The organism is Bradyrhizobium sp. I1.14.4 (assembly GCF_050435825.1).
Classification (GTDB): domain Bacteria; phylum Pseudomonadota; class Alphaproteobacteria; order Rhizobiales; family Xanthobacteraceae; genus Bradyrhizobium.
On sequence record NZ_JBNDLA010000003.1, the window covers coordinates 505,292 to 526,309 of the forward strand.

21 protein-coding genes and 1 tRNA gene are annotated in these 21,018 nt (G+C 65.1%); 10 read left to right on the forward strand and 12 right to left on the reverse strand.

Translation table 11 applies throughout. The features are described from left to right. Positions 1 to 72: 72 nt before the first annotated feature. Entirely contained in the window at positions 73 to 162 is a 90-nt protein-coding gene (locus ABIB78_RS09425) for a K(+)-transporting ATPase subunit F (protein WP_016846764.1), read from the reverse strand. Positions 163 to 710: 548 nt separating this feature from the next. Here ABIB78_RS09425 and ABIB78_RS09430 point away from each other — a divergent pair. From ABIB78_RS09430 to ABIB78_RS09440, 3 genes are all read left to right on the forward strand, one after another. Continuing rightward, positions 711 to 1,175, forward strand: a complete 465-nt coding sequence (locus ABIB78_RS09430) for a hypothetical protein (RefSeq protein WP_429023907.1) — start codon at positions 711 to 713, stop codon at positions 1,173 to 1,175. 174 nt (positions 1,176 to 1,349) lie between these two features. Beyond that, on the forward strand, positions 1,350 to 2,744 hold the full coding sequence (locus ABIB78_RS09435; protein ID WP_429023909.1) for an NfeD family protein: 1,395 nt from the start codon (positions 1,350 to 1,352) through the stop codon (positions 2,742 to 2,744). Next, entirely contained in the window at positions 2,741 to 3,502 is a 762-nt protein-coding gene (locus ABIB78_RS09440) for a slipin family protein (RefSeq protein WP_429023911.1), read from the forward strand. Before ABIB78_RS09435 ends, ABIB78_RS09440 begins: the two co-directional genes overlap by 4 nt. Here the strand turns inward: ABIB78_RS09440 and ABIB78_RS09445 are convergent. Both ABIB78_RS09445 and ABIB78_RS09450 read right to left on the reverse strand, forming a co-directional pair. Then, positions 3,472 to 3,663: a hypothetical protein gene (locus ABIB78_RS09445; RefSeq protein WP_429023913.1), complete on the reverse strand. Its 192-nt coding sequence runs from the start codon at positions 3,661 to 3,663 to the stop codon at positions 3,472 to 3,474. The two genes, ABIB78_RS09440 and ABIB78_RS09445, sit on opposite strands and share 31 nt — an antisense overlap. 1 nt (position 3,664) lies before the next feature. After that, a complete protein-coding gene (locus ABIB78_RS09450) occupies positions 3,665 to 3,940 on the reverse strand; it encodes a hypothetical protein (protein WP_429023915.1) in 276 nt (91 codons plus the stop codon). Between the two features lie 263 nt (positions 3,941 to 4,203). On the opposite strand from ABIB78_RS09450, the gene corA reads away from it, so the two are divergent. The 3 genes from corA (at position 4,204) to lon (ending at position 8,196) form a co-directional block, all read left to right on the forward strand. Beyond that, positions 4,204 to 5,220 (forward strand): magnesium/cobalt transporter CorA, encoded by a 1,017-nt coding sequence (gene corA / locus ABIB78_RS09455; protein WP_429023916.1) that lies wholly within the window; start codon positions 4,204 to 4,206, stop codon positions 5,218 to 5,220. A gap of 179 nt (positions 5,221 to 5,399) precedes the next feature. Beyond that, positions 5,400 to 5,807 carry an Hsp20/alpha crystallin family protein gene (locus ABIB78_RS09460; protein ID WP_429023918.1) on the forward strand — a complete coding sequence of 136 codons (408 nt, stop codon included), beginning with the start codon at positions 5,400 to 5,402 and terminating at the stop codon, positions 5,805 to 5,807. A gap of 10 nt (positions 5,808 to 5,817) precedes the next feature. Further along, positions 5,818 to 8,196 (forward strand): endopeptidase La, encoded by a 2,379-nt coding sequence (gene lon, locus ABIB78_RS09465; protein ID WP_429023920.1) that lies wholly within the window; start codon positions 5,818 to 5,820, stop codon positions 8,194 to 8,196. A gap of 242 nt (positions 8,197 to 8,438) precedes the next feature. Here the strand turns inward: lon and ABIB78_RS09470 are convergent, their stop codons facing one another. The 5 genes from ABIB78_RS09470 to ABIB78_RS09490 form a co-directional block, all read right to left on the reverse strand. Beyond that, positions 8,439 to 8,714 (reverse strand): hypothetical protein, encoded by a 276-nt coding sequence (locus ABIB78_RS09470; RefSeq protein WP_429023921.1) that lies wholly within the window; start codon positions 8,712 to 8,714, stop codon positions 8,439 to 8,441. A gap of 92 nt (positions 8,715 to 8,806) precedes the next feature. After that, the gene (locus ABIB78_RS09475) at positions 8,807 to 10,459 is read right to left on the reverse strand and encodes an OFA family MFS transporter (RefSeq protein ID WP_429023923.1); all 1,653 of its coding nucleotides are present in this window, start codon (positions 10,457 to 10,459) and stop codon (positions 8,807 to 8,809) included. Between the two features lie 319 nt (positions 10,460 to 10,778). Beyond that, positions 10,779 to 11,048 carry a sulfurtransferase TusA family protein gene (locus ABIB78_RS09480; RefSeq protein ID WP_429023925.1) on the reverse strand — a complete coding sequence of 90 codons (270 nt, stop codon included), beginning with the start codon at positions 11,046 to 11,048 and terminating at the stop codon, positions 10,779 to 10,781. A 55-nt stretch (positions 11,049 to 11,103) separates the two neighbouring features. Continuing rightward, positions 11,104 to 11,631 carry a molybdopterin-guanine dinucleotide biosynthesis protein B gene (gene mobB, locus ABIB78_RS09485; RefSeq protein ID WP_429023926.1) on the reverse strand — a complete coding sequence of 176 codons (528 nt, stop codon included), beginning with the start codon at positions 11,629 to 11,631 and terminating at the stop codon, positions 11,104 to 11,106. A 186-nt stretch (positions 11,632 to 11,817) separates the two neighbouring features. Next, entirely contained in the window at positions 11,818 to 12,120 is a 303-nt protein-coding gene (locus ABIB78_RS09490; RefSeq protein WP_429023928.1) for a hypothetical protein, read from the reverse strand. A gap of 462 nt (positions 12,121 to 12,582) precedes the next feature. Here ABIB78_RS09490 and ABIB78_RS09495 point away from each other — a divergent pair, with 462 nt between their 5' ends. Further along, positions 12,583 to 12,918, forward strand: coding sequence for a hypothetical protein (locus tag ABIB78_RS09495; RefSeq protein WP_429023930.1), 336 nt, complete (start codon positions 12,583 to 12,585; stop codon positions 12,916 to 12,918). Positions 12,919 to 13,714: 796 nt separating this feature from the next. Here ABIB78_RS09495 and ABIB78_RS09500 read toward each other — a convergent pair. Beyond that, positions 13,715 to 15,664: a molybdopterin biosynthesis protein gene (locus tag ABIB78_RS09500; RefSeq protein ID WP_429023932.1), complete on the reverse strand. Its 1,950-nt coding sequence runs from the start codon at positions 15,662 to 15,664 to the stop codon at positions 13,715 to 13,717. Positions 15,665 to 15,673: 9 nt separating this feature from the next. Further along, positions 15,674 to 16,801, reverse strand: a complete 1,128-nt coding sequence (locus tag ABIB78_RS09505; protein ID WP_429023934.1) for a molybdopterin-binding protein — start codon at positions 16,799 to 16,801, stop codon at positions 15,674 to 15,676. A 186-nt stretch (positions 16,802 to 16,987) separates the two neighbouring features. Between ABIB78_RS09505 and ABIB78_RS09510 the strand changes: the two genes are divergently transcribed. Then, positions 16,988 to 18,199: an ABC transporter substrate-binding protein gene (locus ABIB78_RS09510; RefSeq protein WP_429023936.1), complete on the forward strand. Its 1,212-nt coding sequence runs from the start codon at positions 16,988 to 16,990 to the stop codon at positions 18,197 to 18,199. Between the two features lie 94 nt (positions 18,200 to 18,293). Here ABIB78_RS09510 and ABIB78_RS09515 read toward each other — a convergent pair whose 3' ends face one another. Then, entirely contained in the window at positions 18,294 to 19,262 is a 969-nt protein-coding gene (locus ABIB78_RS09515; protein WP_429023938.1) for a TAXI family TRAP transporter solute-binding subunit, read from the reverse strand. 120 nt (positions 19,263 to 19,382) lie between these two features. Between ABIB78_RS09515 and ABIB78_RS09520 the strand changes: the two genes are divergently transcribed. Beyond that, complete coding sequence (locus tag ABIB78_RS09520; RefSeq protein WP_429023940.1) at positions 19,383 to 20,351, forward strand: Bug family tripartite tricarboxylate transporter substrate binding protein; 969 nt, start codon at positions 19,383 to 19,385, stop codon at positions 20,349 to 20,351. 190 nt (positions 20,352 to 20,541) lie between these two features. Then, positions 20,542 to 20,617 (forward strand) — tRNA-Ile (locus ABIB78_RS09525). A gap of 167 nt (positions 20,618 to 20,784) precedes the next feature. On the opposite strand, the gene ABIB78_RS09530 is transcribed toward ABIB78_RS09525, so the two are convergent. Beyond that, positions 20,785 to 20,988 (reverse strand): DUF1127 domain-containing protein, encoded by a 204-nt coding sequence (locus ABIB78_RS09530; RefSeq protein ID WP_429023942.1) that lies wholly within the window; start codon positions 20,986 to 20,988, stop codon positions 20,785 to 20,787. Between the last annotated feature and the right edge of the window lie 30 nt (positions 20,989 to 21,018).

A 21,018-nucleotide genomic window follows, 5' to 3' on the forward strand; every position in this document is an offset into this window, starting at 1 on the left:
ATGCCGAGCAACAGCCCGGTCAGCACCGCGTCGGCTAACAGAATTGTGCAAAGCGCTGACATCGCGGGCCGCCTAGAAGCGTTCGGGCCGCAGCAATGCGTAGGTGAGGTAGAACAACAGGCCGAGCGAGACGAGGCCGGCGAGCGAGTAATCGAAGATCATCGCCGCCTCCGTTACAGCCGTTCGCAGGCGTAGGCGTAGCCGATGCCGGCCGCGAAGAAGCCGATCGCGAGCGCCGCCATGAGAATGTCCATCATGTGAGACTCCTATACGTCACAGGGCGCGGGCAACCGCATAAGCGCTCCGCGCCGGATGGCCGTGAGGTGCCATCCAGGGCATAGGTTTTCGAGAGGTGGCGAATAGGGACGTTATAGGAATCGTATAAAGGCCACGGTGGCCGACGCGCGCTGTTTGGTCGATCTTGCCACCGGCTCGTCATGCCCGGGCTTGTCCCGGGCATCCACGCCTTGGCTACCACAAAGAAAGACCGTGGATGGCCGGGACAAGCCCGGCCATGACGAGTTTGCGGGAAGACAAACCAGATGCTCCGCCCCCAATGGCGAGGGTGACGACACGTTCAATCTTTATGGAATCCCTATATCTCTGCCTCTCGCCTCATCTCGTTTTCAAATGGCGGTCTGGCCATTTTGGGCGTGCGGCCAATGCCTTGATCTAGCCTTCTTGGGCCGCGCGTAGAACGAGATGACGCCATGTCAATGCTATCCGCGAACACCTCCACCGACCTCGGCGAACGGCTGCGCGACGCTTATGCCGTTACGGCCGAGTTCATGGCCGACATCATCGGCCAGACCTGCCGGCGCTTTCCCTCGGTCGGACCGAGCGGCAAGACCTCACGTGTCGAGGGCCTGATCCAGTCCGGCGCCTGGACCGACGCCGCGATCGCGCTGCTCGATCTCGAACTGCCGCAATGGCAGATCCGTCGCCTGGTCTATGATGAGGGCGAGTGGCACTGCGCCTTGTCGCGCGAACGTGAGCTTCCCGACTGGCTGGACCAGTCGATCGAGACCCACCATACCGATCTCGCGCTCGCGATCCTCAGCGGTTTCGTCGAGGCGCAGCGGATCTCCGCGCCCGAGAACCGAGCCAGTGTGCCCACCGTCCGCCGCGATACGCGCTCGCTGTACGAGCCGCTTTTCGTCGACAATATCGGCTGATGGCGGCGCCGCCGTGAGTGCCAAGAATTTGCGCGGCGAGAACCGCAAGTCGCCTGGCCTGAGCGCCACAAGCCATCGCAATGCACAATGGCACGCGCCAGCATCGCCCGTGACACCGCGCCATATTGAGGTTCCAGAACGGCGCCCCATATCCACGGCAAGGGAGTGGTTGCCGTGCAGACCTTCAAGGCGGCTCTCGTTGTGGCGGCCATTCTGGTCGCTCTGGTTGTTTCCATCCGTCCCGGCACGGCCGCGGACAACAGCCGTCTGGCCCTGACCATTTCCATCGATGGGGCGATCGGGCCGGCATCGGCCAGCTACGTCAAGGACGGCTTGGCAAAGGCGGCCGAGCGGCACGCCGAGATCGTCATTCTGCGCCTGAATACCCCGGGCGGTCTCAGCACCAGCATGCGCGAGATCATCACCGACGTGCTGGCCTCGCCCGTTCCCGTCGTCGGTTACGTTGCTCCCTCCGGCGCCCATGCCGCGAGCGCCGGGACCTATATTCTCTATGCGACCCATATCGCGGCCATGGCGCCCGGCACCAATATCGGCGCCGCGACGCCGGTGCAGATTGGCGGCCCGCTACCGGGTCTGCCGGGCGGCACCCCGGACAAGGACGGGAAGGACAAGAAGGACGGCGACCACCCGTCGGGGAAGGATAGCATGACGATGAAGGCGACCAATGATGCCGTCGCCCTCATCCGCAGCCTCGCCGAACTGCGTGGCCGCAATGCCGACTGGGCCGAGAAGGCAGTCCGCGATGCCGCCACCCTCTCCGCCAGCGCCGCGTTGCAGGCCAATGTCATCGAGTTTACCGCGCGTGATCCGGCCGACTTGCTCAGCCAGGTCGATGGCCGGACGGTGGATCTCGGCGGAGGCAAGACACAACGCCTGGCGACGAAGGATGCCGTGATCGAAGCCATCGATCCCACCTGGATCTCGCGCGCGCTTGCGGTCATCACCGACCCCAACATCGCATTCGTTCTGCTGATGGTCGGCATCTACGGCCTGATCTTTGAATTCATGTCTCCCGGTGCCGTGGCGCCCGGGGTTGTCGGTACGATCTGCCTCCTGCTAGGCCTCTACGCGTTGAACATGTTGCCGATCAACTACGCCGGATTCGCCCTGATGCTGGTCGGGATGGCGCTGCTCGCGATCGAAGCCTTCAACCCGACCGTCGTGATCGGCCTCGGAGGAATCGTCGCCTTTGTGCTGGGAGCGGCCATGCTGTTCAGGATCGAGGCGCCCGGATACCGGCTGTCATGGCCGCTCATCGGCATCGTCGCGGCAATGTTCGGTGGGCTCATTCTTGTCGTGCTCGGCGCGCTGCGCCGCGCCCGCAACGGCCCGGTCCGGACCGGTGCGCAAGCCATGCGCGGCCTGCCGGCCGAAGTTCTCGACTGGTCCGATACCACGGGTCACGTCTTCGCCAACGGCGAACGCTGGCAAGCCCGCGGCACCGAGACGTTCAAGGCGGGAGAGACGGTCGAAGTCGACAACATCATCGATTTGACGCTGGTGGTACGGCGTACGCCGGCCGCCATCAGCGAAGGAGGTACAGCATGATGCTTGATTATTTCGCCTATGCGGCGGTCGCGCTGCTTGTCATCATATTCCTGACCCAGGCGGTGCGCGTGCTGCGCGAATACGAGCGCGGCGTCATCTTCACGCTCGGCCGTTTCACCGGGGTGAAGGGCCCGGGGCTCATCATCCTGATTCCGGTGGTGCAGCAACTCGTGAAGGTCGATCTCAGGGTAATGGTGCAGGTCGTACCGCCGCAGGACGTGATTTCCCGTGACAACGTCTCGGTCAAGGTCAACGCCGTTCTCTACTTCCGTATCGTCGATCCCGAGCGCGCCATCATCAAGGTCGGCGACTATATGGCTGCGACCAGCCAACTTGCCCAGACCACGCTGCGCTCGGTGCTCGGCAAGCACGAGCTCGACGAGATGCTGGCGGAACGCGACAAGTTGAACGCCGACATCCAGGAGACCCTCGACAAGCAGACCGACGTTTGGGGCATCAAGGTCACCGCGGTCGAGATCAAGGACATCGATCTCAACGAAACCATGGTGCGGGCGATCGCCAAGCAGGCCGAGGCGGAACGGCTGCGGCGCGCCAAGGTGATCAACGCGATGGGCGAGCAGCAGGCCGCCGAGAAGCTCGTCGAGGCGGGCCGCATCCTCGCCCAAGAGCCGCAGGCGATGCAGCTGCGCTATTTCGCGGCGCTGCATGACATTGCCGGCGAGCGCTCCTCGACCGTGGTCTTCCCGCTGCCGATGAATCTGCTCGATCACCTGACGCGCCGAAGTGAAGCGACCTGACCCGGCTGATGCTTGGCCCGCCAGGCCGGACCCGGGCCGCGCATATGGTACGCCTCGGGCCGGTAACTGCCGATCGGCTCCTCGCCGATCCAGGCGAGGAATGCGAGCAGGCCTTCCGCGGCGCGGCGCGGCAGGGCAGCGATGAATGAGACTGCGCGCATCTCAGCAGTCCCACTTCGAGCCGAGCACGACCGGCGGGCGCGGATATTTCTCCGTATCGCCGCCGAGCAGGCCGACATTGAGATTGGCCCGTGCCCAATCCTCATGGCCGCGATGCAGCAACATCTCGTTGCGGAGCCGATGAATCTTGGCGGCCGCAATGGCGCGGTGAATCGTCCTGAACGCATGACCGATCCGCCGGATGGTCCGCCGCAGCGTCGCCGGCATGGCACCGGCCGAACCGTGCGGCCGGACATCGTGTACATGGAGCAAGGTCATGTCCCACCTTCCTGTATGCAGCGGGCGAACGCACCGCGTCACGCCAGAAGATGCTGGGAAGGGCGTAAGAATTCGAGAGGACCCGCCGCGGTGCGGCATAGGCGCCGCATAAAGACCGGCCGCACCGCCTGCTGTGACGGGCCGACCCCGGACCGTCGGAACAGGACGGATCCGCGCGTGTTGACCAGCGCCCATTCGGTGCTAGCCTTTTGATCGCGAATTGTCGTCAAGCGGATTCGATAACCGCGTCGAGGGTGGAGATCATGAACCTCGCATCGCCAACTGTCGCAACCGCCGGGCCCGTCCACTCCGATGGCGTAATCGCGGCAGGCGTCTACGTCGAGGGACGACGCGTTGCCAATATCGCGATTGATGAAGCAGCGGACTGGCGCAACAAGCCGGATCACGTCGTGTGGATCGGCCTGCACGAACCCGATATGGCAATACTCAGCAGCTTGCAGCGGCAATTCCAGCTGCACGACCTGGCCATCGAAGATGCGGATCACGCGCATCAGCGGCCGAAGATCGAGCAATACGGCGATGCGCTGTTCATCGTGGCGCGCACCGCGCAGCTCGACGGCGAAAGTATCGCGTTCGGTGAGACGCATCTGTTCGTCGGCGAGGGATACATCGTCTCGGTCCGACACGGCGCCTCGACGTCCTACACGCGGGTCAGGGAGCGCTGCGAGAGCTGTCCGCGCGCGCTTGCCCGAGGCGAGGACTACATCCTCTACGCCATCCTCGATTTCATCGTCGACAACTACTCGCCGGTGCTCGAGACGATCCAGGACGAGGTCGAGACGATGGAGGCGGAGGTACTGGCGAGCGCGATGACGCGGGCGCAGATCCAGCGGCTCTATCTGCTGCGACGTGACCTGCTGCGGCTGCGCAACGCGATTGGACCGTTGGTGGAGGTCTGCCGCAGGCTGGAGCGCGACGATCTGCCGATGGTGCGCGACACGATGCGGCCCCTGTTCCGCGACGTCACGGATCACGTCCGCAACATCCAGGAGCGGATCGACTCGCTGCGCGAGGTGCTCGCCTTTGCGTTTGAAGCAAGCCTGCTGGTCGGTCAGGCGCAGGAAACGGCGATTTCCAAGAAGCTCGCTTCATGGCTAGCGATCGTTGCGGTGCCGACCGCCGTCGCCGGTATCTACGGCATGAATTTCAAGTACATACCGGAGCTGCAATGGGAGTACGGCTATTTCGTCGTAATGGGCCTGATGCTGGTCGCATGCGGCGGGCTGTTCTGGCGATTCAGGCGCTCCGGCTGGCTGTAGGCGGCGATCCAAACATCGAGCCATTCCGGTCCGGGCAGCGTGCGGCTGTCGCACCGCAGCCATGCCGCAAATCGCGAGATTTCGGACAATTTTGCCCTCGATCGGCGGCGCGAGGGGCCGGTTTACGGTCGGCGGCAAGACCGGTAACCTCGCCCGCCAATGCGACGTGGAGAGTACCCATGCGGCCCAAGGATCAGACCAACTGGATGCTGTCGGATGCGATCGAGGCGCTCGCCCGCGCCGAACGGTTGCACCAGAGCTTCCTCAATTTGCATCCGCGCGCGGGCGGCAACGAGCCGAGCTGGGAACCGCCGATGGACGTGATCGAGACCGAGCAGGAGATCCTGATCCTGGTCGCGCTGCCGGGGGTCGATCCCGACGAGGTCGAGGCCGCGCTTGACGGCGGCACGCTGGTGATCTCGGGCCGCCGCACCCTGCCCTCGGAACTCCGCAACGCCCGCATCCTGCGCCTCGAGCTGCCGCAGGGCCGCTTCGAGCGCCGCATCGCGCTGCCGACCGGCCGCTACACCATCAGCCGCTTTGCCGCGCATGGCTGCGTCGGCCTGCGGCTCGGAAAATCGAGCTGAGGATTTCGACATGGCTGCATCAGACATCTCAAGCCCAGCATCGAGCTCGATGCCGATCCCGAGCGACGCGCTGATCATCGTCCCGGTCCGCAACACCGTGCTGTTTCCGGACGTCATCATCCCGATCACGATCGCGCGTGCAACCTCGATCGCCGCGGCCCAGCAGGCGGTGCGCGAGCAGCGGCCGATCGGCATCCTGCTGCAGCGCGATCCCGAGGCCAACGATCCCGGCCCCAACGGGCTCTATCGTGTCGGCACCGTCGCCAACATTGTGCGCTACATCACCGGCGCCGACGACAGCCACCACCTGGTCTGCCAGGGCGTGCAGCGCATGCGCGTGCTCGACTATCTGCCCGGCACGCCGTTCCTTGCCGCCCGCGTGCTGCAGATCCCCGAGCCGACCAACACTTCAGCCGAGATCGAGGCGCGCTTCCTCAATCTGCAGCGCCAGGCGCTGGAGGCCGCGCAATTGCTGCCGCAGACGCCACCCGAATTGATCGCCGCGCTGCAGGGCACGACGTCGCCGGCCACGCTGGCCGACCTTGCGACCTCCTACATGGACATCAAGCCGCAGGAGAAGCAGGACATCCTGGAGACCGTCGACCTCGTGGCGCGGATGGACAAGGTGTCGCGGCATCTCGCCGAGCGCATCGAGGTGCTGAGGCTAAGCCAGGAGATCGGGCAGAAGACCAAGGCCGTGTTCGACGAGCGGCAGCGCGAGGCGATCCTGCGCGAGCAGATGGCGACCATCCAGCGCCAGCTCGGCGAAGGCGATGGCAAGGCCGCCGAGGTTGCCGAACTGACCAAGGCCATTGCGGACGCCAAGATGCCGCCGGAGGCCGAGAGCCAGGCGCAGAAGGAATTGCGGCGCTACGAACGGATGCCGGAGGCGGCGGCCGAATCCGGCATGGTGCGCAGCTATCTCGACTGGCTGATCGAGCTGCCCTGGAGCATTCCGGAGGAAAAGCCGATCGACATCGCGGAGGCGCGCAAGATCCTCGACCAGGACCATTACGGGCTGGAGAAGATCAAGAGCCGCATCATCGAATATCTCGCGGTGCGCAAGCTCGCGCCCGGCGGCAAGGCGCCGATCCTCTGCTTCGTCGGGCCGCCCGGTGTCGGCAAGACCTCGCTCGGCCAATCGATCGCGCGCGCGATGTCGCGGCCGTTCGTTCGTGTCTCGCTCGGCGGCGTGCATGACGAGGCCGAGATCCGCGGCCATCGCCGCACCTATATCGGCGCGCTGCCCGGCAACATCATCCAGGCGATCAAGAAGGCCGGCGCGCGCAATTGCGTGATGATGCTGGACGAGATCGACAAGATGGGCCGCGGCATCCAGGGCGATCCGTCGGCCGCGATGCTCGAAGTGCTCGACCCCGAGCAGAACGGCACCTTCCGCGACAATTATCTCGGCGTGCCGTTCGACCTCTCGCGCGTCGTCTTCATCGCCACCGCCAACATGCTCGACGGCGTCCCCGGGCCGCTGCTCGACCGCATGGAGCTGATCAGCCTCGCCGGCTACACCGAGGACGAGAAGCTCGAGATCGCCAAGCGCTATCTGGTGCGCCGCCAGTTCGAGGCCAACGGGATCAAGGCCGAGCAGGTCGAGATCGACCCGGATGCGCTGCGGCTGATCATCCGCAGCTACACTCGCGAGGCCGGCGTCCGCAATCTGGAGCGCGAGATCGGCAAGGTGCTGCGCAACGTCGCGGTGCAGATCGCCGAAGGCAGCACGAGCCACGTCACCATCGCGCCGAAGGACATCGTGTCGCTGCTCGGCCAGCCCAGGTTCGAGAACGAGATCGCGATGCGCACCAGCATCCCGGGCGTTGCCACCGGGCTTGCCTGGACGCCGGTCGGCGGCGACATCCTGTTCATCGAGGCCTCGCGCACGCCGGGCCGCGGCGCGCTGATGATCACAGGACAGCTTGGCGAGGTGATGCGCGAGAGCGTGCAGGCTGCGCTGACCCTGGTGAAGAACCGCGCCTCGCAGCTCGGCATCGACCCCGGCGTGTTCGAGAAGAGCGACATCCACGTCCACGTTCCCGCCGGCGCGACGCCGAAGGACGGCCCCAGCGCAGGCGTCGCGATGTTCACCGCCCTCACCTCGCTCTTGACCGACCGCACGGTGCGCAGTGACACCGCGATGACCGGCGAGATCTCGCTGCGCGGCCTCGTGCTTCCGGTCGGCGGCATCAAGGAGAAGGTGGTCGCCGCCGCAGCCGCAGGCCTGACGCGAGTGATGCTGCCGGCGCGCAACAGGCGCGACTTCGACGACATCCCCGCCGGCGCCCGCGCCAAACTGGAGTTCATCTGGCTCGAACGGGTCGACGAGGCGATCGCAGCCGCACTGGAGCCCGCCAAGGCGACACCAGCCGCCGCGGAGTGACGCCGGGAGACGCTCTGTCAAACACTGCAAAAGGGGCGTGAGCGATCGCTGTCACGCCCCATTGATCCGTACAGGATGGAGCTGACACAGCTCCTTCCACGTCATTGCGAGCCGCCCGGTCGGCGCGAAGCGCCGCCGGATGACAGGCTCCGCGAAGCAATCCATCCCACCGCGTATGCAGAACGATGGATTGCTCGTCGCTATCGCTCCTCGCAATGACGGGTTGCGTACATTTGCAGCCCTCAGCTCTTCGCCATGCATTCTTCGATATAGAACCAGCGGTCGTCGCCGGTCAGGCCCTTCGACTTCACCTCGGCGCGGCAGGCCTTCAGCTTGGGCTTGTTGGCGCGCCACTGGGCCTTCATCGCCTTCAGTTTCTCCATCGTCAGCTTCATCTTCGACGGCTTGGCCGTCGTGGCCGCGGGTGTCGGCGCGGCCGGCGCCGCGGTCTGGGCCGAGGCGGCATGAAGCCCCACGGCAAGCAGCGCGGTGGCAAGGAAAATCCGGGTGCAAAACATTGAAAAATCCCCCAATCCCATTTCTGTTCATTGAATAAAGCGAACGCCGCAGGCGCCGGAGAATCGGCAACCCGCGGGGACAATTGCCGCGATCAGAGGATTTTGACCGCGCTGAGCAGCGTCATGTAGATGCCCCAGGCCAGCGGAATGCCGACGAACAGCCAGAACAGAGCCGCCCTGCCGTCCAGACCACCCTTGCCGATGCCGAACGATCCGGTCGCACCGTTGCCGCCGGTCGCCGTTGCCGCCTGCAGCTTCGCCACTTCGGCATCGCTCATGTGCCATTTCGGATCGACCGGCTTGATAAGGTAGTTGCAGATCAGGCCCGCGATCAGCATGCCGCACAGGATGTACATCGTCGTGTTGTAGAGCTGGTCGCGCGGCACGCCGGCGGCCAGCTGGAATTCACGAATGTAGTTCACCACGACGGGACCGATGATGCCCGCGGTCGACCACGCCGTCAGCAGGCGGCCATGGATGGCGCCGACGAACTGGGTGCCGAACATGTCGGCGAGGTAGGCCGGCACGGTGGCGAAGCCGCCGCCATACATCGACAGGATGATGCCGAAGCCGAGCACGAACAAGAGCTTCGATCCCATCGCGGCGAAGGTCGGCGCCAGCGCGTAAAGCGCAATGCCGAGAATGAAGAACGTGTAGTAGGTGTTCTTGCGGCCGATCATGTCGGACAGCGAGGCCCAGAAGAACCGGCCGCCGATGTTGAACAGCGACAGCAGGCCGGCGAAGCCGGCGGCGATCGCCGCGATCTGCGCCTTCTGCGATGCGTCGAGCGCATTGAAGCCGACACTGGGCAGCCCGATCAGCTTGCCGGCGAAGATCTCCTGCAGCATCGGCGACGCCATGCCGATCACGCCGATGCCCGCCGACACGTTCAGGCACAGAACCCACCAGATCAGCCAGAATTGCGGCGTCTTGTGCGCGTTGTCGAGATGAACGTTCTTGGTCGAGATCATCGCGTTGGTCTTGGAGGGCGGTGTCCAGCCCTCCGGCTGCCAGCCGCTCGGCGGCAGGCGATAGCGGAAGGCGCCGATCATCATGAACACGAAATAGATCGCGCCCATGGTGAGGAAAGTCTCCCAGACACCCACCGAGGTCGGGGTCTTGAAATAGTTCATCAGCCTGTCGGCGAGCGGGGCGCCGATCATCGCGCCGCCGCCGAAGCCCATGATCGCCATGCCGGTCGCCATGCCGCGGCGGTCAGGAAACCACTTCACGAGCGTCGACACCGGCGAGATGTAGCCGAGCCCGAGCCCGACGCCGCCGATCACGCCGGAGCCAAGCCACATCAGCCAGAGCTGATGCGTGTAGACGCCCAGCGCGCCGATCACGAGACCGCCGGCCCAGCACAGCGCCGCGACGAAGCCGGCCTTGCGCGGACCGGCCTTCTCGAGCCAGCCGCCCCAGATCGCGGCGGAGACGCCGAGCAGCACGAAGAACAGCGTATACATCCAGCCGAGGCTCGCGACCTTCCAGTCGCAGGTCGTTGTGAACAATTCCTGGACCAGCGAAATATCGGGGCACGCCTTCGGCGCGCTCAGCCCGATCGCGCGCGACAGCGGCAGCCAGAACACCGAGAAGCCGTACGCCATGCCGATGCACAGATGGATGCACAGCGCAGCCGGCGGCACCAGCCAGCGATTGAAGCCGGCGGTCGCGATCGTGTGTTCCTTGTCAAGGAAACCTGCGCCTGCAGTCGATACGCGTCCGGCGCTGCTCATCGTCGTCATTGAAACCTCCCTGCAGCCGCCGTTACGTCTGGCGCTCTGCCGTGTTCGATCCCGTCTCACCCCTTTGCGGCGCAATCATCGCATTGCTCCGCCAATTCCACGCATGCGCCGGGATCAGCCACGCGCATTCCGGAAATGCTAACCCCCAATGCGGCCGGATATGCCCGGCCGCACGGCCCGCTCTGAACGTTAGGCTGCCCTGCACTGCCCCACATGCCCTGATCCGGGCACGACCCATCTCCCAACCCGGTGGAGATTATCAATTCGCGCAGAATGGAAAATAGGTGTCGATTGGCAAAAGGTAGATATCAAGCTGGATCTAGCGCGTACGCGGCGCTGCAGCATTTGAATTGTCTATCGCTCCATTTGCCTTCTCGATCAGGAAAACGATCCGAACCTCGCTTCGTTCGGTGATCTCGACCTTGTCGCCGGTCTCCTGGATCAGCGCCGGGATATCGATCACCGAAAGCGGATCGGTGCAGTGCACTTCGAGGAAATCTCCCGCCGTCACGCTCCTGAGGGCTTTGCGCGTCTTCAGCGCGGGGAGCGGGCATTTCAGGCCGGTGAGATCGAGCTTTGTCGTTGTCATGGTTCGACCATGGCGAAGCCGTCATGCACCGTCAACGTCGGCGCCCCTCACCTGTTCAGCCGGCGGCCGGAGCCGACGCGAGCACGTCGTCGACCGGAATCGCAGAACGCAGCATCAATTCGGCAACGTCCTCGATGTCATCGAGATGCGCGACCGGCAGCGTGGTTTCGACGGCGACGTCGCTGGCGATCCCGACCACACGCGGGTCGTGCGGAAACAGCAACGGCTTGCCGTTGGCGGCGCGATACACCTCGATCTTGTTGACCGGCTCGCGCTTGAACCCCTCGACCACGACCAGATCGACCCGCGCCATCTTGGCGAGCAGCTCCGGCAGCCGCGGCTCCTGGGCCCCGCGCAGCTCATGCATCAGCGCCCAGCGCCGTGTCGAGGACACCAGCACCTCGGTCGCGCCGGACTGCCGGTGCACCCAGGAGTCCTTGCCGGGCACATCGACATCGAATTCGTGGTGGGCGTGCTTGATCACGGAGACGCGCAAGGCCCGGCCCTGCAGATAGGGGATCACCCGCGACAGCAGGGTGGTCTTGCCGGCGCCACTCCAACCTGCGAGGCCAATCACTTTCATACGTGTCTCCGCAGCCATGCCAACGTTCAGGCATCCACGTCTGCTGTTCCGCTCGAAGGGAAGGCATGGATGGCCGGGACAAGCCTCGGCCATGACAAAGCCGTGACTTGCGTCCAACGCTGCTTATATCAGCCTTGAAGCAATGTCATGCCAGCCCCGCCAAAGGATGACGATCGGCTAAGCTCCCTAGTGGAGCGCCTTCGGAAACTCCTGGAGCAGCTGCCCCCACAGCACCGCGAACGCGACCAAACCACAGGCACCAAGCGCCAGCGTGAATTTCGGCGATCGGCCGATGGCGACGAGCAGCCAGGCCGGCAGGAAGAACAGGCCGAACACCATGCCCAGCGGAAACACCGCAAGCCACTGGAAGCCGGTGCCGTCGCCGCCCGGCACACGGGCGATGGCGTAGAAGGTGTAGAGCCAGAACAAGGTGCCGGCTGCCGCGACGGCGGCAGCGACCTTCCGAAAATTGATCGTGTCGAGTGCCATAATGGATTGGTCGCGGCGATTCCCGAACCAGTTCAGGGGCCGCCGCCTGGCTCGGCCTTGTCCCGCGGCCGCTCGCTATCCCGCAGGTTCAGTCGGTCCGCTGGCTGACGGGCCTCCCCGGCTTGGCAAGCCTTGCCGATTGGCTCTCTCTGGGAGGTTGGCAACGCGCCCGGAACCGCTTCCGCAGGCGCTGCTTGTCGACCGCCAGCACTTCTTCCAGTGTTGTATTGCGAAAGCGAAGCCTTCTTAACATCGCACCGCTCCCTGAACGGGTGGGAGCCCCATGGATCGCTCTGCCACCGACGCCCACGACAGGCTCATGTCGGTGATACGAGATAACCAGGGATCGGACACTTTGCTCCAAGAGAACCATTGCCCCTTTCGTCTCACATCCCGCGCCATCCGACTATCCAGCGGATATACCTCGAAGTTTCCAATGCACGGGGCGACCGGAACACGATAATGTGCGTCGCGGGAGTAACACTTATGCCTCGCTCGCCTTCGATCGCGCCGCATCAAATCGACCACGACACCTATCTGGTGCTGAACGATTTTGGCCGACTTGGCCGTGCCTGGTGCGAAACCGATGAAGAGGGCACGGACCGGAAAGCGCTGATCCGCCGTCTCCTAGATGACCAGTTCAGCCACCCGGTCCGCATCGTGGCCTTCAATACCAGCGAAGGATGGTCGCGCGACGTAACGACCGACATTGCCGACGAGCTCCGGCGCCGTTTCGTCGAATACGATGAGGTCCCGCGATCCGTGCTGGAATTCGTCGAGGCGGCCATGCGGCACTGAGTTGGATCCGCAGTCGCAACACCTCAAGCGCGCAATTGCGCATCGGGGAATGACGAAAGTGATGGCTGTGTGACTGCCCGACGGGCAACTCAGCAAAACCTGTCAATCCCCCGCGATCAAAATATTTCGGTTTATCGGAATAGCAACTCAGTGTATGGTCTGCCCGTCTCACCCGATCGAGGGGCGCTTCGCGGTCGTCACGAACGCGGCGTGAGATGCGGTGGACGCCGATTGCGCGACTGACGAGTGCGCATGAGGCGGACGGTGAAGTCGTGCAGGCCTGACGCCCTAGTGGTAGGTGTCCTCTCGCAAGATGCGAAAGCATCTTTGCGAAAGCGGTGACAAAAAAGCCCAGTCTCGCCGGGGAGAGCACGTATAAGCCGTAGCCCATCGCGCAGGGAAAGCCGGATTGCTCCGGTTACACCTGTGGTCCTACCCCCGAGCTTTCTACCCATTGCTCGGGGCCCATGGGTGCGATCGGCACCCGGCTTTCCCTGCGCCCTCTGCAAGAGAGAGGGCAAAACGAAGAGCAAGGCTCGGACACATCATGTCGCGAGAATGCGGACGTGTGACTCACAGGTCGTGCAGCAAATTAAGTGTCGTCCCGGCGAAGGCCGGGACCCACAACCACAAATGATTATTGTTGAGCGGTGCTGGAACGACGAGTCGCATTCACACAATATCCGCCGCGGCGTATGGGTCCCGGCCCCCGTGCGCAATTGCGCACTAGGCCGGGACGACAGCGGTGATTGCTGCGGCGTTCTTGAGGTTACCATGCAGACTCCAACAATCGTTGCTACACCGGCCTGAACCCCGCAGCTGTCAATGCAGCCCGGCCTTCATCCGATGCCAGCGCGTCGAGAAAGGCCTGCACCGCGGGCCGTTGCTTGCGCGCCGTCACCAGCGCGAAATCGTAATGCTCTTCAGCGAGCGGAATGAAACCGAGCCCGGACGCGTGGGCGACCGGCGCGATGGTCATGCCCCAGTCGGCGCGATGTTGCGCCACCGCGGCCGCGACCGCATTGTGCGAGCGCGGCTGATTCCAGTAGCCGTCAGGCCGGCTGCCTGCCAGCAACCGATCGATCAGGATACGCGTGCCGGCGCCCTGGTTGCGGTTGACCATGATGCAGGCGGGATCGGCGAGCGCGGCGCGCACCGCCTCTTCCGCGCTCAGGCCGGCAAAGCGCGTGTCGTCCTTGCGGAACACGATGCCCTGCATGCGCCGCCAGCCGGGCACGAGCTCGAGGCCGTGGGCCAGATACGGCGTGTTGTAAGTTTCGGTCTTGTCGTCGAACAAATGGATCGGGGCGAGATCGCATTCGCCGCGCCTGGCGGCGGCGAGCCCGCCGAGACTGCCGACCGCGATCGAACGCACCACCAGGCCGGCATGCGCCAGCGGCGCGGTGACGAGATCGAGCCCGGTGCAATGGCTGCCGACGATGACGAGATCGGGCACCCGCACATGCGGCGTGAACAGCGTCACCTCGGCGTCGCTGCCGGCCGGCAGCTGGTCGGCAAGCGCCTCGATCTTCAGGAAGCCGTCGGCCTGCGCAAACGCGGTGATCGCGCCCGAGCCCTTGCCGCTCGGATAGGCGATCAGGCCGTCGGCGCCTTCGACCAGCGACACCATCACGAACTCGGTACGCCCGAGCTCGGAGGCGACGCGCACCGGCACCTTCGCCACGACCTTGGCATCCGACCGCGGCGGCAGGCCGGCCATCCGCCGCAGCACCGGCACGATCATGTCGTGGAAGGTGAACATCGCCGAGGTCGGAAAGCCCGGCAGGATGACCACCGGCTTGCCGTCGCAGACCGCAAGGCAGAGCGGCTTGCCCGGCTTCAGCGCCACCCCATGCGCGATGATGCCGGGCTTGCCGAGCCTTCTGATGATCCGGTGCGAGACGTCGCCCGCGCCCTTGGAGGTGCCGCCCGACAGCACCAGCATGTCGTTGTCCGCCAGTGCCTTTCGCATCGCGGCTTCGAGCATCGCCTCGTCATCCGCGATCGCGCCAAGGAACGAAGCGTCACCGCCGTTCTCGGCAATCGCCGCCGTGACGATCGCGCCATTGGTGTCGTAGATCGCAGCGGGCCGCAGCTTCTCACCGGGCTGCACAAGCTCGTCGCCGGTCGAGAGGATGGCAACGCGCGGCCGGCGCACCACCTGAACGTCGGCGATGCCGCAGGCCGCGAGCATGCCGATCTCGCGCGAACCGACGATCGTTCCGGCACGCAGCAGCGCCTCGCCGCGGGCGATGTCGGAGCCGGCATAGGACACGAACTGCCCGGGCGACGCTGCGCGCCGGACCTCGATCGCATCATTGCCGGCAGGCTGGGTGTGCTCGACCATCACGATCGCGTCCGCGCCGCGCGGCACCGGACCACCGGTCGCAATCGTCGTCGCGGTGCCCGACAGCACCGGCCGGCTCGGCGCGGTACCACACGAAATGGTCTCGTCGTTCAGCGCGAGTTGCACCGGCGCGGCCTCGCCGGCGCGCGCAAGATCGGCCGAGCGCACGGCAAAGCCGTCGACGTTGGAGCGATCGAACGGCGGCACGTCGATCGGCGCCACCACGTCCTCCGCCAGCGCACGGCCGAGCACATCGGCGAGCGGTCGCGTCTCGGACGGCGATTGGCGCGGGAACAGCGCCGCCTCGAAGCGCGCGATCGCCTCCTCGCGCGACAGGATGGTCAGGAACTGGTCCTGCGCGACGGAGGGGTTGGGTTTCGGCGTGAACGTCTCGGTCATCTCGGGAACTCACTCCCGCAACATATAGGCATCGACGGGCGTGCCCGCAGCAAAACCTTCGCCGCCGCCGGGAACCACGAGGAAGGCTTCGGCGCGCGCGATCGCGTCAAGCGACAGATCGCCGACCGCCAGCGCGGCCCATCGGCCCTGCCTCCGTTCGAGCAGCACCATCTCGGCGAGGCCGACGCTGGACGCAATCTTGCGCGCCAACGGCAATCCAAGCGTCTTGCGCGCGCGATGTCCCGCGAGGCGATCGAGCACCGGCAGCGCAATGGCGCACCATGCCCCAAAGGCCTGATCCGGCCCGCCCGGCAGCGCGACGACCGGCGTCACCCCGATCCGCGCAACGGCTGCCGTGCGGCCGGGCTGCAATGCAATGCCGTGCACGAGCACCTCGCCGCGCGAGGCCAGCGCCGTCACTGTCGCGTCCGTACGGCCGACGCCGGTGCCGCCGACTGTGATCAGCAGATCGCAGTTGCCCGTGTCGAGCGCGCTTGCGATCGCGGCCGCGTCGCGCCCCGTGGCTTCGACGCTGATGACATCAGCCCCGGCCGCGCGCGCGGCTTCGGCGACGAATTGCACCGTCGCACGACCGCCGGGAGTCTGGCCGCCGGGAATGTTGACCAGGCGCAGCCGTGGCCGCCTCACGCCAAGCTTCTGCAGTCCCGCGGTGCGCGCGAGCAGGAGATCGCGCGGCAGCACGCGCCGCCCCGGTTCGGTCATCGCGCGCCCTTCGCCAATATCGCGACCGCCGCGGCGCACGCCCTGTCCCGGGACCGCCTCACCGAGCACCTGCGCAACCGGACCGGACGTATCGACCACGTCGGCATCGACGACGCAGTCGGTGCCGTCAGGCATCACGTCGCCGGCCTCGACCCAGACCGGCGGCGCGATCAACGGCAGAGGCGCGTAGGACGACGCACCCACCAGGTCGTTGGCACGCATCGCCCAGCCATCCGCAGCCGCCGCATCACGCGGCGGCTGCGCACCGAGCGGCGGCATCTCGGCCGCGACGCTGCGCAAGGCGTCAGCCAATGGCAGTTCGATCGGCGCCACCGGCGCGAGCGTACCCAGCACGGCGTGCAGCGCCACGTCGAGCGGCGTCAGCGATCCCGGCAGGCGTTGAGCGTTGGTCATGGCCCGCTATGGACTGAATCCGATGCGAAATAAACTCCCCCGGCGCCTTCCCTGAACAGCGCCATTAGACCGAAGGCGCGTTGACGCGGAGCCCAAAATGGTTGCAAAAGAAACCAATATGGCCGGGTCCGAGAGACCAGGCGCAAGCAATAATGGCCAATGTGCCAACCAGGGAGGGAAAACAGGATGATCGCCAAGGGACTATCCGTGTTCGCGACGTTTGCCGCCGCGCTGCTGGCCTCGTCGGCCGCGCTCGCGCAGGTGTCCGACGACGTCGTCAAGATCGGCGTGCTGACCGACATGAACGGGCCGGCCTCGACGCCGACCGGACAGGGCTCGGTCACCGCCGCGCAGATGGCGGTCGACGATTTCGGCGGCAAGGTGCTCGGCAAGCCCATTTCGGTGATCGTCGGCGATCACCAGCTCAAGCCGGACATCGGTGCGACCATCGCGCGGCGCTGGTATGACGTCGATCAGGTCGATCTGATCGTCGACGTGCCGGTGTCGGCGGTCGGGCTTGCGGTGCAGAACATCGCCAACGAGAAGAAGAAGCTGTTCATCACGCACTCGACCGGCGCGACCGATTTTCATGGCAAGTTCTGCTCGCCCTACGCGATACAGTGGGTGTTCGACACCAGGGCGCTTGCGGTCGGCACTGCGCAGGAGGTGGTGAAGCGCGGCGGCGACAGCTGGTTCTTCATCACCGACGACTACGCCTTCGGCCATTCGCTGGAAAAGGACGCCTCCGCGATCGTGACCAAGAACGGCGGCAAGGTGCTCGGCGCGGTGCGACCGCCGTTTGCAACGCCCGATCTGTCGTCCTTCATCCTGCAGGCGCAGGCCTCGAAGGCCAAGATCATCGGCATTGCCGGCGGACCTCCGAACAACACCAACGAGATCAAGACCGCCGCCGAGTTCGGTGTCTTCGCCGGCGGGCAGCAGATGGCCGCGCTGCTGGCGCTGATCACCGATATCCACTCGATCGGGCTGTCGGCTGCGCAGGGCCTGCTGCTGACCACCTCGTTCTACTGGGACATGGACGACAAGACCCGGGAATGGTCGAAACGCTATTTCGCCAAGATGAACCGGATGCCGACGATGTGGCAGGCCGGCGTTTATTCTTCGGTGACCGCCTATCTGAACGCGATCAAGGATGCCGGCACCGACGATCCGCTCAAGGTCGCGGCCAAGATGCGCGAGAAGCCGATCGAGGATTTCTTCGCCCGCAACGGCAGACTGCGCGAGGACAATCTGATGGTGCACGACCTCTGGCTGATGCAGGTCAAGACCCCGGCCGAGTCGAAGTATCCGTGGGACTATTACAAGATCCTGGCCAAGATCTCGGGCGAGGACGCGTTCGGCCCGCCGGACCCGGCCTGTGCGATGGCGAAGAAGTAAGCTGGCGAAAGGGGAATAGCGAGTGGCGCATAGCGGACAGCGAATGAAGACGGAGAACCACCATTCGCCATTCGCTACTCCCTATTCGCCCGCTTCAGTTCGCCACCCCGATCTCGCGGAAATATTTGAGGACGCCGGGGTGGATCAGGTTGATATCGGGTGCGGCGGCGACGGTGTTCGCCGCCGTGGTCTCGCAAGCCTGGGCGAGCTTCTTGCAGAAGGTCGCCTCGACGCCGTGCAGCGTCTTCGCCAGCCGGTAGGCGACATCGTCGGGCAGGGTCTCGCGCACCAGGATGTAGCTCCAGGAGCCGACGGAAGAGATCGCCGCGGTCTGCTTCGGATAGCTGCCCGCGGGGATCGTCAGCGGCTTCAGGAAGGTGTGCTTGGCGCGGATGCGGGCGATCTCGTCCGCGGTCGGTGCGATGAAACGTGCCCCGGTCGCGCTCTCGGCCATCTTGGTGAAGCCGGGCCAGCCGATGCCGGCGCCCCACAGCGCCGCCGCGCGGCCGTCCTCGACCATCGCGGGCCCGTCGCCGGCACGATCGAGATAGATCGACTTGAAGTCCTCGTCCTGCTTCAGCCCGATGCCGTCGAGGATATAGCGCGACAGGATCGGCAGACCCGAGCCCCTGGCACCGAACGCGACGGGCTGGCCGACCAGATCCTGGATCGTCTTGTAGGGACTGTCGGTGCGCACCACGAACATGCCGGGACTCGAATACATCGCGGTGAGGATCTTCAGCCTGGTGGCTGGCGGCCGGCCGATGCCCATGAAGGCCTCGTAGGACGGCTCGCCCGCAACGGTCGCGATATCGACGCTGCCGGCCTCGAGCAGCGGGATGTTCTCGTTCGAGCCATTGGTGTTGCGCGGCTCGATCGACAGCGTCGGATCGGCCGCATTCATCACCTCGGCGAAGGCATTGCCATAGAGCGGAAAGCCGCCGCCCGGCGTCGCCGTGGCGAAACTGATCGTGGTTTTGGAGATGGTCTTGCTCCCCTCTTGCGCCGCCGCGCCGCCTGCGAACAGCAGCGCGCCGGCGCAGATCATAACAGCGAATTTCATCTCGAGCCTCAAGCCTTCCACGTGGGCCAGACTATCGTCGCACGGCTGATGTCATAGGCAAAGGCAGCGTTTTGTGAAACCATGGCGGCAACAGTCACAAGAAAATGACGGGAAGAGACGATGATCCGGTTTGCACGCATTGCGTTGCTTGGTTTGACTTGTTGCATTGCCTCGGTTGCCCCCTCGTCCGCATCCGACTATCCGAACCGTCCGGTGCGCTGGCTGATCGGCTTTGCCGCCGGCGGCCCGGTCGACATCGTCGCCCGCATCATGAGCCAGTGGCTGTCGGATCATCTCGGCCAGCAATTCGTGGTCGAGAACCGTGCCGGCTCCGGTGGCAACATTGCAGCAGCTGCTGCGGTCAACTCGCCGGCGGACGGTTACACGCTGCTGTTCGTCGCGCCCAACAACGCGATCTCGACCTCGCTCTACAGGAAGCTGCCCTATGACTTCCTGCGCGACACCACTCCGGTCGCCAGCATCATGCAGCTCACCAACATGCTGGTGGTCTCGAACGCGATGCCGGTGAAGACGGTTCAGGAGTTCATCGACTATTGCAAGGCCAATCCGGGCAAGATCGCCTACGCCTCGTCCGGCAACGGCACCTCGGTGCATATGTCGGCCGAGCTGTTCAAGGCGATGACCAAGTGCGACATGCAGCACGTGCCGTATCGGGGATCTGCGATCGCCTTCCCCGACATCATCTCCAACAAGGTGCAGCTGATCTTCGACAATCTGCCGTCGGCGCTGGAGCAGTCGCGCGGCGGCAGCGTCCGCGCCCTCGGCGTGACCTCGCCGCAGCGCTGGCCGGGCGTGCCCGACGTGCCCGCGATCGCCGAGACCGTGCCTGGCTTCGAGGCGGTCGGCTTCTACGGCATCTCCGCGCCGAAGGGCACGCCACCGGAAATCGTCGATACCCTCAACAAGGCGGTCGGCGAGGCCCTGAAGGATCCCAAGCTCGTGGCGCGCCTCGCCGAGGTCGGCGGCATCCCGAAGCCGATGGCTCCGGCCGAATTCGGCAAACTGGTGGCCGACGAGACCGAGAAATGGCGCAAGGTCGTGGAGTTCGCCGGCGTCTCGGTGGACTGAGGCGCGATGGTGAGGGAGCCGGATGGTCGTGGAATGCGGCTTTCGACCGTTGTTCCAGCGCCGCGAGCCGTGGGACGTGGCAACGGCCGTGTGCGACGCCGGCCCCGGGGCGGCATTGCCGAAACCCCACGCACCCTGTAAATGGAGCCCGCACCGTTGCCGGCCGCGCCCCGCGGCCCGCAAGGCGGCGGGGCCTGTAGCTCAATGGTTAGAGCCGGCCGCTCATAACGGTCTGGTTGCAGGTTCGAGTCCTGCCGGGCCCACCAGCAAATCAATGTCTTAATCGGATTTGCTTAATTGACCTGATGAACCACCGCACCAGAAACGCCCTGCTTTGTCGATCGTTGCCGCAACCGATAAGTCTCCGCGCGCTCCCATCTCGAAAGAAGTTGGCCCGCACCCTCGCCAGAGGCAGCGCCGACACGGCTGCTATTCAAGCCCGCCAGAAGGGTTTTCCGACTTCCAGAGCGATGTCGCTCCAGGACAGCCCGACATCATGCAAGTCGCGGTCGGTCCATTGCGCCAATTCGCGGCGCTGCCGAACCCGGTCGCGCCAAGTGTGCAGGGTGTCGCTGACTTGCTTCACAAAACCCCAACCATGATGATTTGTCATCGCATCGTGCGTGAAAGCGGACATTTTTGGCTCCTATTTAACCTCAAGTGTCTC

Coding starts and splice junctions, on each gene's coding strand:
- ABIB78_RS09495 (WP_429023930.1), top strand. CDS start 12,583: ATGTGCGTCGCGGGAGTAACACTTATGCCTCGCTCGCCTTCGATCGCG.
- ABIB78_RS09500 (WP_429023932.1), bottom strand. CDS start 15,664: ATGACCGAGACGTTCACGCCGAAACCCAACCCCTCCGTCGCGCAGGAC.
- ABIB78_RS09530 (WP_429023942.1), bottom strand. CDS start 20,988: ATGTCCGCTTTCACGCACGATGCGATGACAAATCATCATGGTTGGGGT.
- ABIB78_RS09515 (WP_429023938.1), bottom strand. CDS start 19,262: ATGAAATTCGCTGTTATGATCTGCGCCGGCGCGCTGCTGTTCGCAGGC.
- ABIB78_RS09445 (WP_429023913.1), bottom strand. CDS start 3,663: ATGCGCGCAGTCTCATTCATCGCTGCCCTGCCGCGCCGCGCCGCGGAA.
- ABIB78_RS09450 (WP_429023915.1), bottom strand. CDS start 3,940: ATGACCTTGCTCCATGTACACGATGTCCGGCCGCACGGTTCGGCCGGT.
- ABIB78_RS09480 (WP_429023925.1), bottom strand. CDS start 11,048: ATGACAACGACAAAGCTCGATCTCACCGGCCTGAAATGCCCGCTCCCC.
- ABIB78_RS09505 (WP_429023934.1), bottom strand. CDS start 16,801: ATGACCAACGCTCAACGCCTGCCGGGATCGCTGACGCCGCTCGACGTG.
- ABIB78_RS09475 (WP_429023923.1), bottom strand. CDS start 10,459: ATGACGACGATGAGCAGCGCCGGACGCGTATCGACTGCAGGCGCAGGT.
- lon (WP_429023920.1), top strand. CDS start 5,818: ATGGCTGCATCAGACATCTCAAGCCCAGCATCGAGCTCGATGCCGATC.
- ABIB78_RS09490 (WP_429023928.1), bottom strand. CDS start 12,120: ATGGCACTCGACACGATCAATTTTCGGAAGGTCGCTGCCGCCGTCGCG.
- mobB (WP_429023926.1), bottom strand. CDS start 11,631: ATGAAAGTGATTGGCCTCGCAGGTTGGAGTGGCGCCGGCAAGACCACC.
- ABIB78_RS09470 (WP_429023921.1), bottom strand. CDS start 8,714: ATGTTTTGCACCCGGATTTTCCTTGCCACCGCGCTGCTTGCCGTGGGG.
- ABIB78_RS09520 (WP_429023940.1), top strand. CDS start 19,383: ATGATCCGGTTTGCACGCATTGCGTTGCTTGGTTTGACTTGTTGCATT.
- ABIB78_RS09430 (WP_429023907.1), top strand. CDS start 711: ATGTCAATGCTATCCGCGAACACCTCCACCGACCTCGGCGAACGGCTG.
- corA (WP_429023916.1), top strand. CDS start 4,204: ATGAACCTCGCATCGCCAACTGTCGCAACCGCCGGGCCCGTCCACTCC.
- ABIB78_RS09440 (WP_429023911.1), top strand. CDS start 2,741: ATGATGCTTGATTATTTCGCCTATGCGGCGGTCGCGCTGCTTGTCATC.
- ABIB78_RS09460 (WP_429023918.1), top strand. CDS start 5,400: ATGCGGCCCAAGGATCAGACCAACTGGATGCTGTCGGATGCGATCGAG.
- ABIB78_RS09510 (WP_429023936.1), top strand. CDS start 16,988: ATGATCGCCAAGGGACTATCCGTGTTCGCGACGTTTGCCGCCGCGCTG.
- ABIB78_RS09425 (WP_016846764.1), bottom strand. CDS start 162: ATGATCTTCGATTACTCGCTCGCCGGCCTCGTCTCGCTCGGCCTGTTG.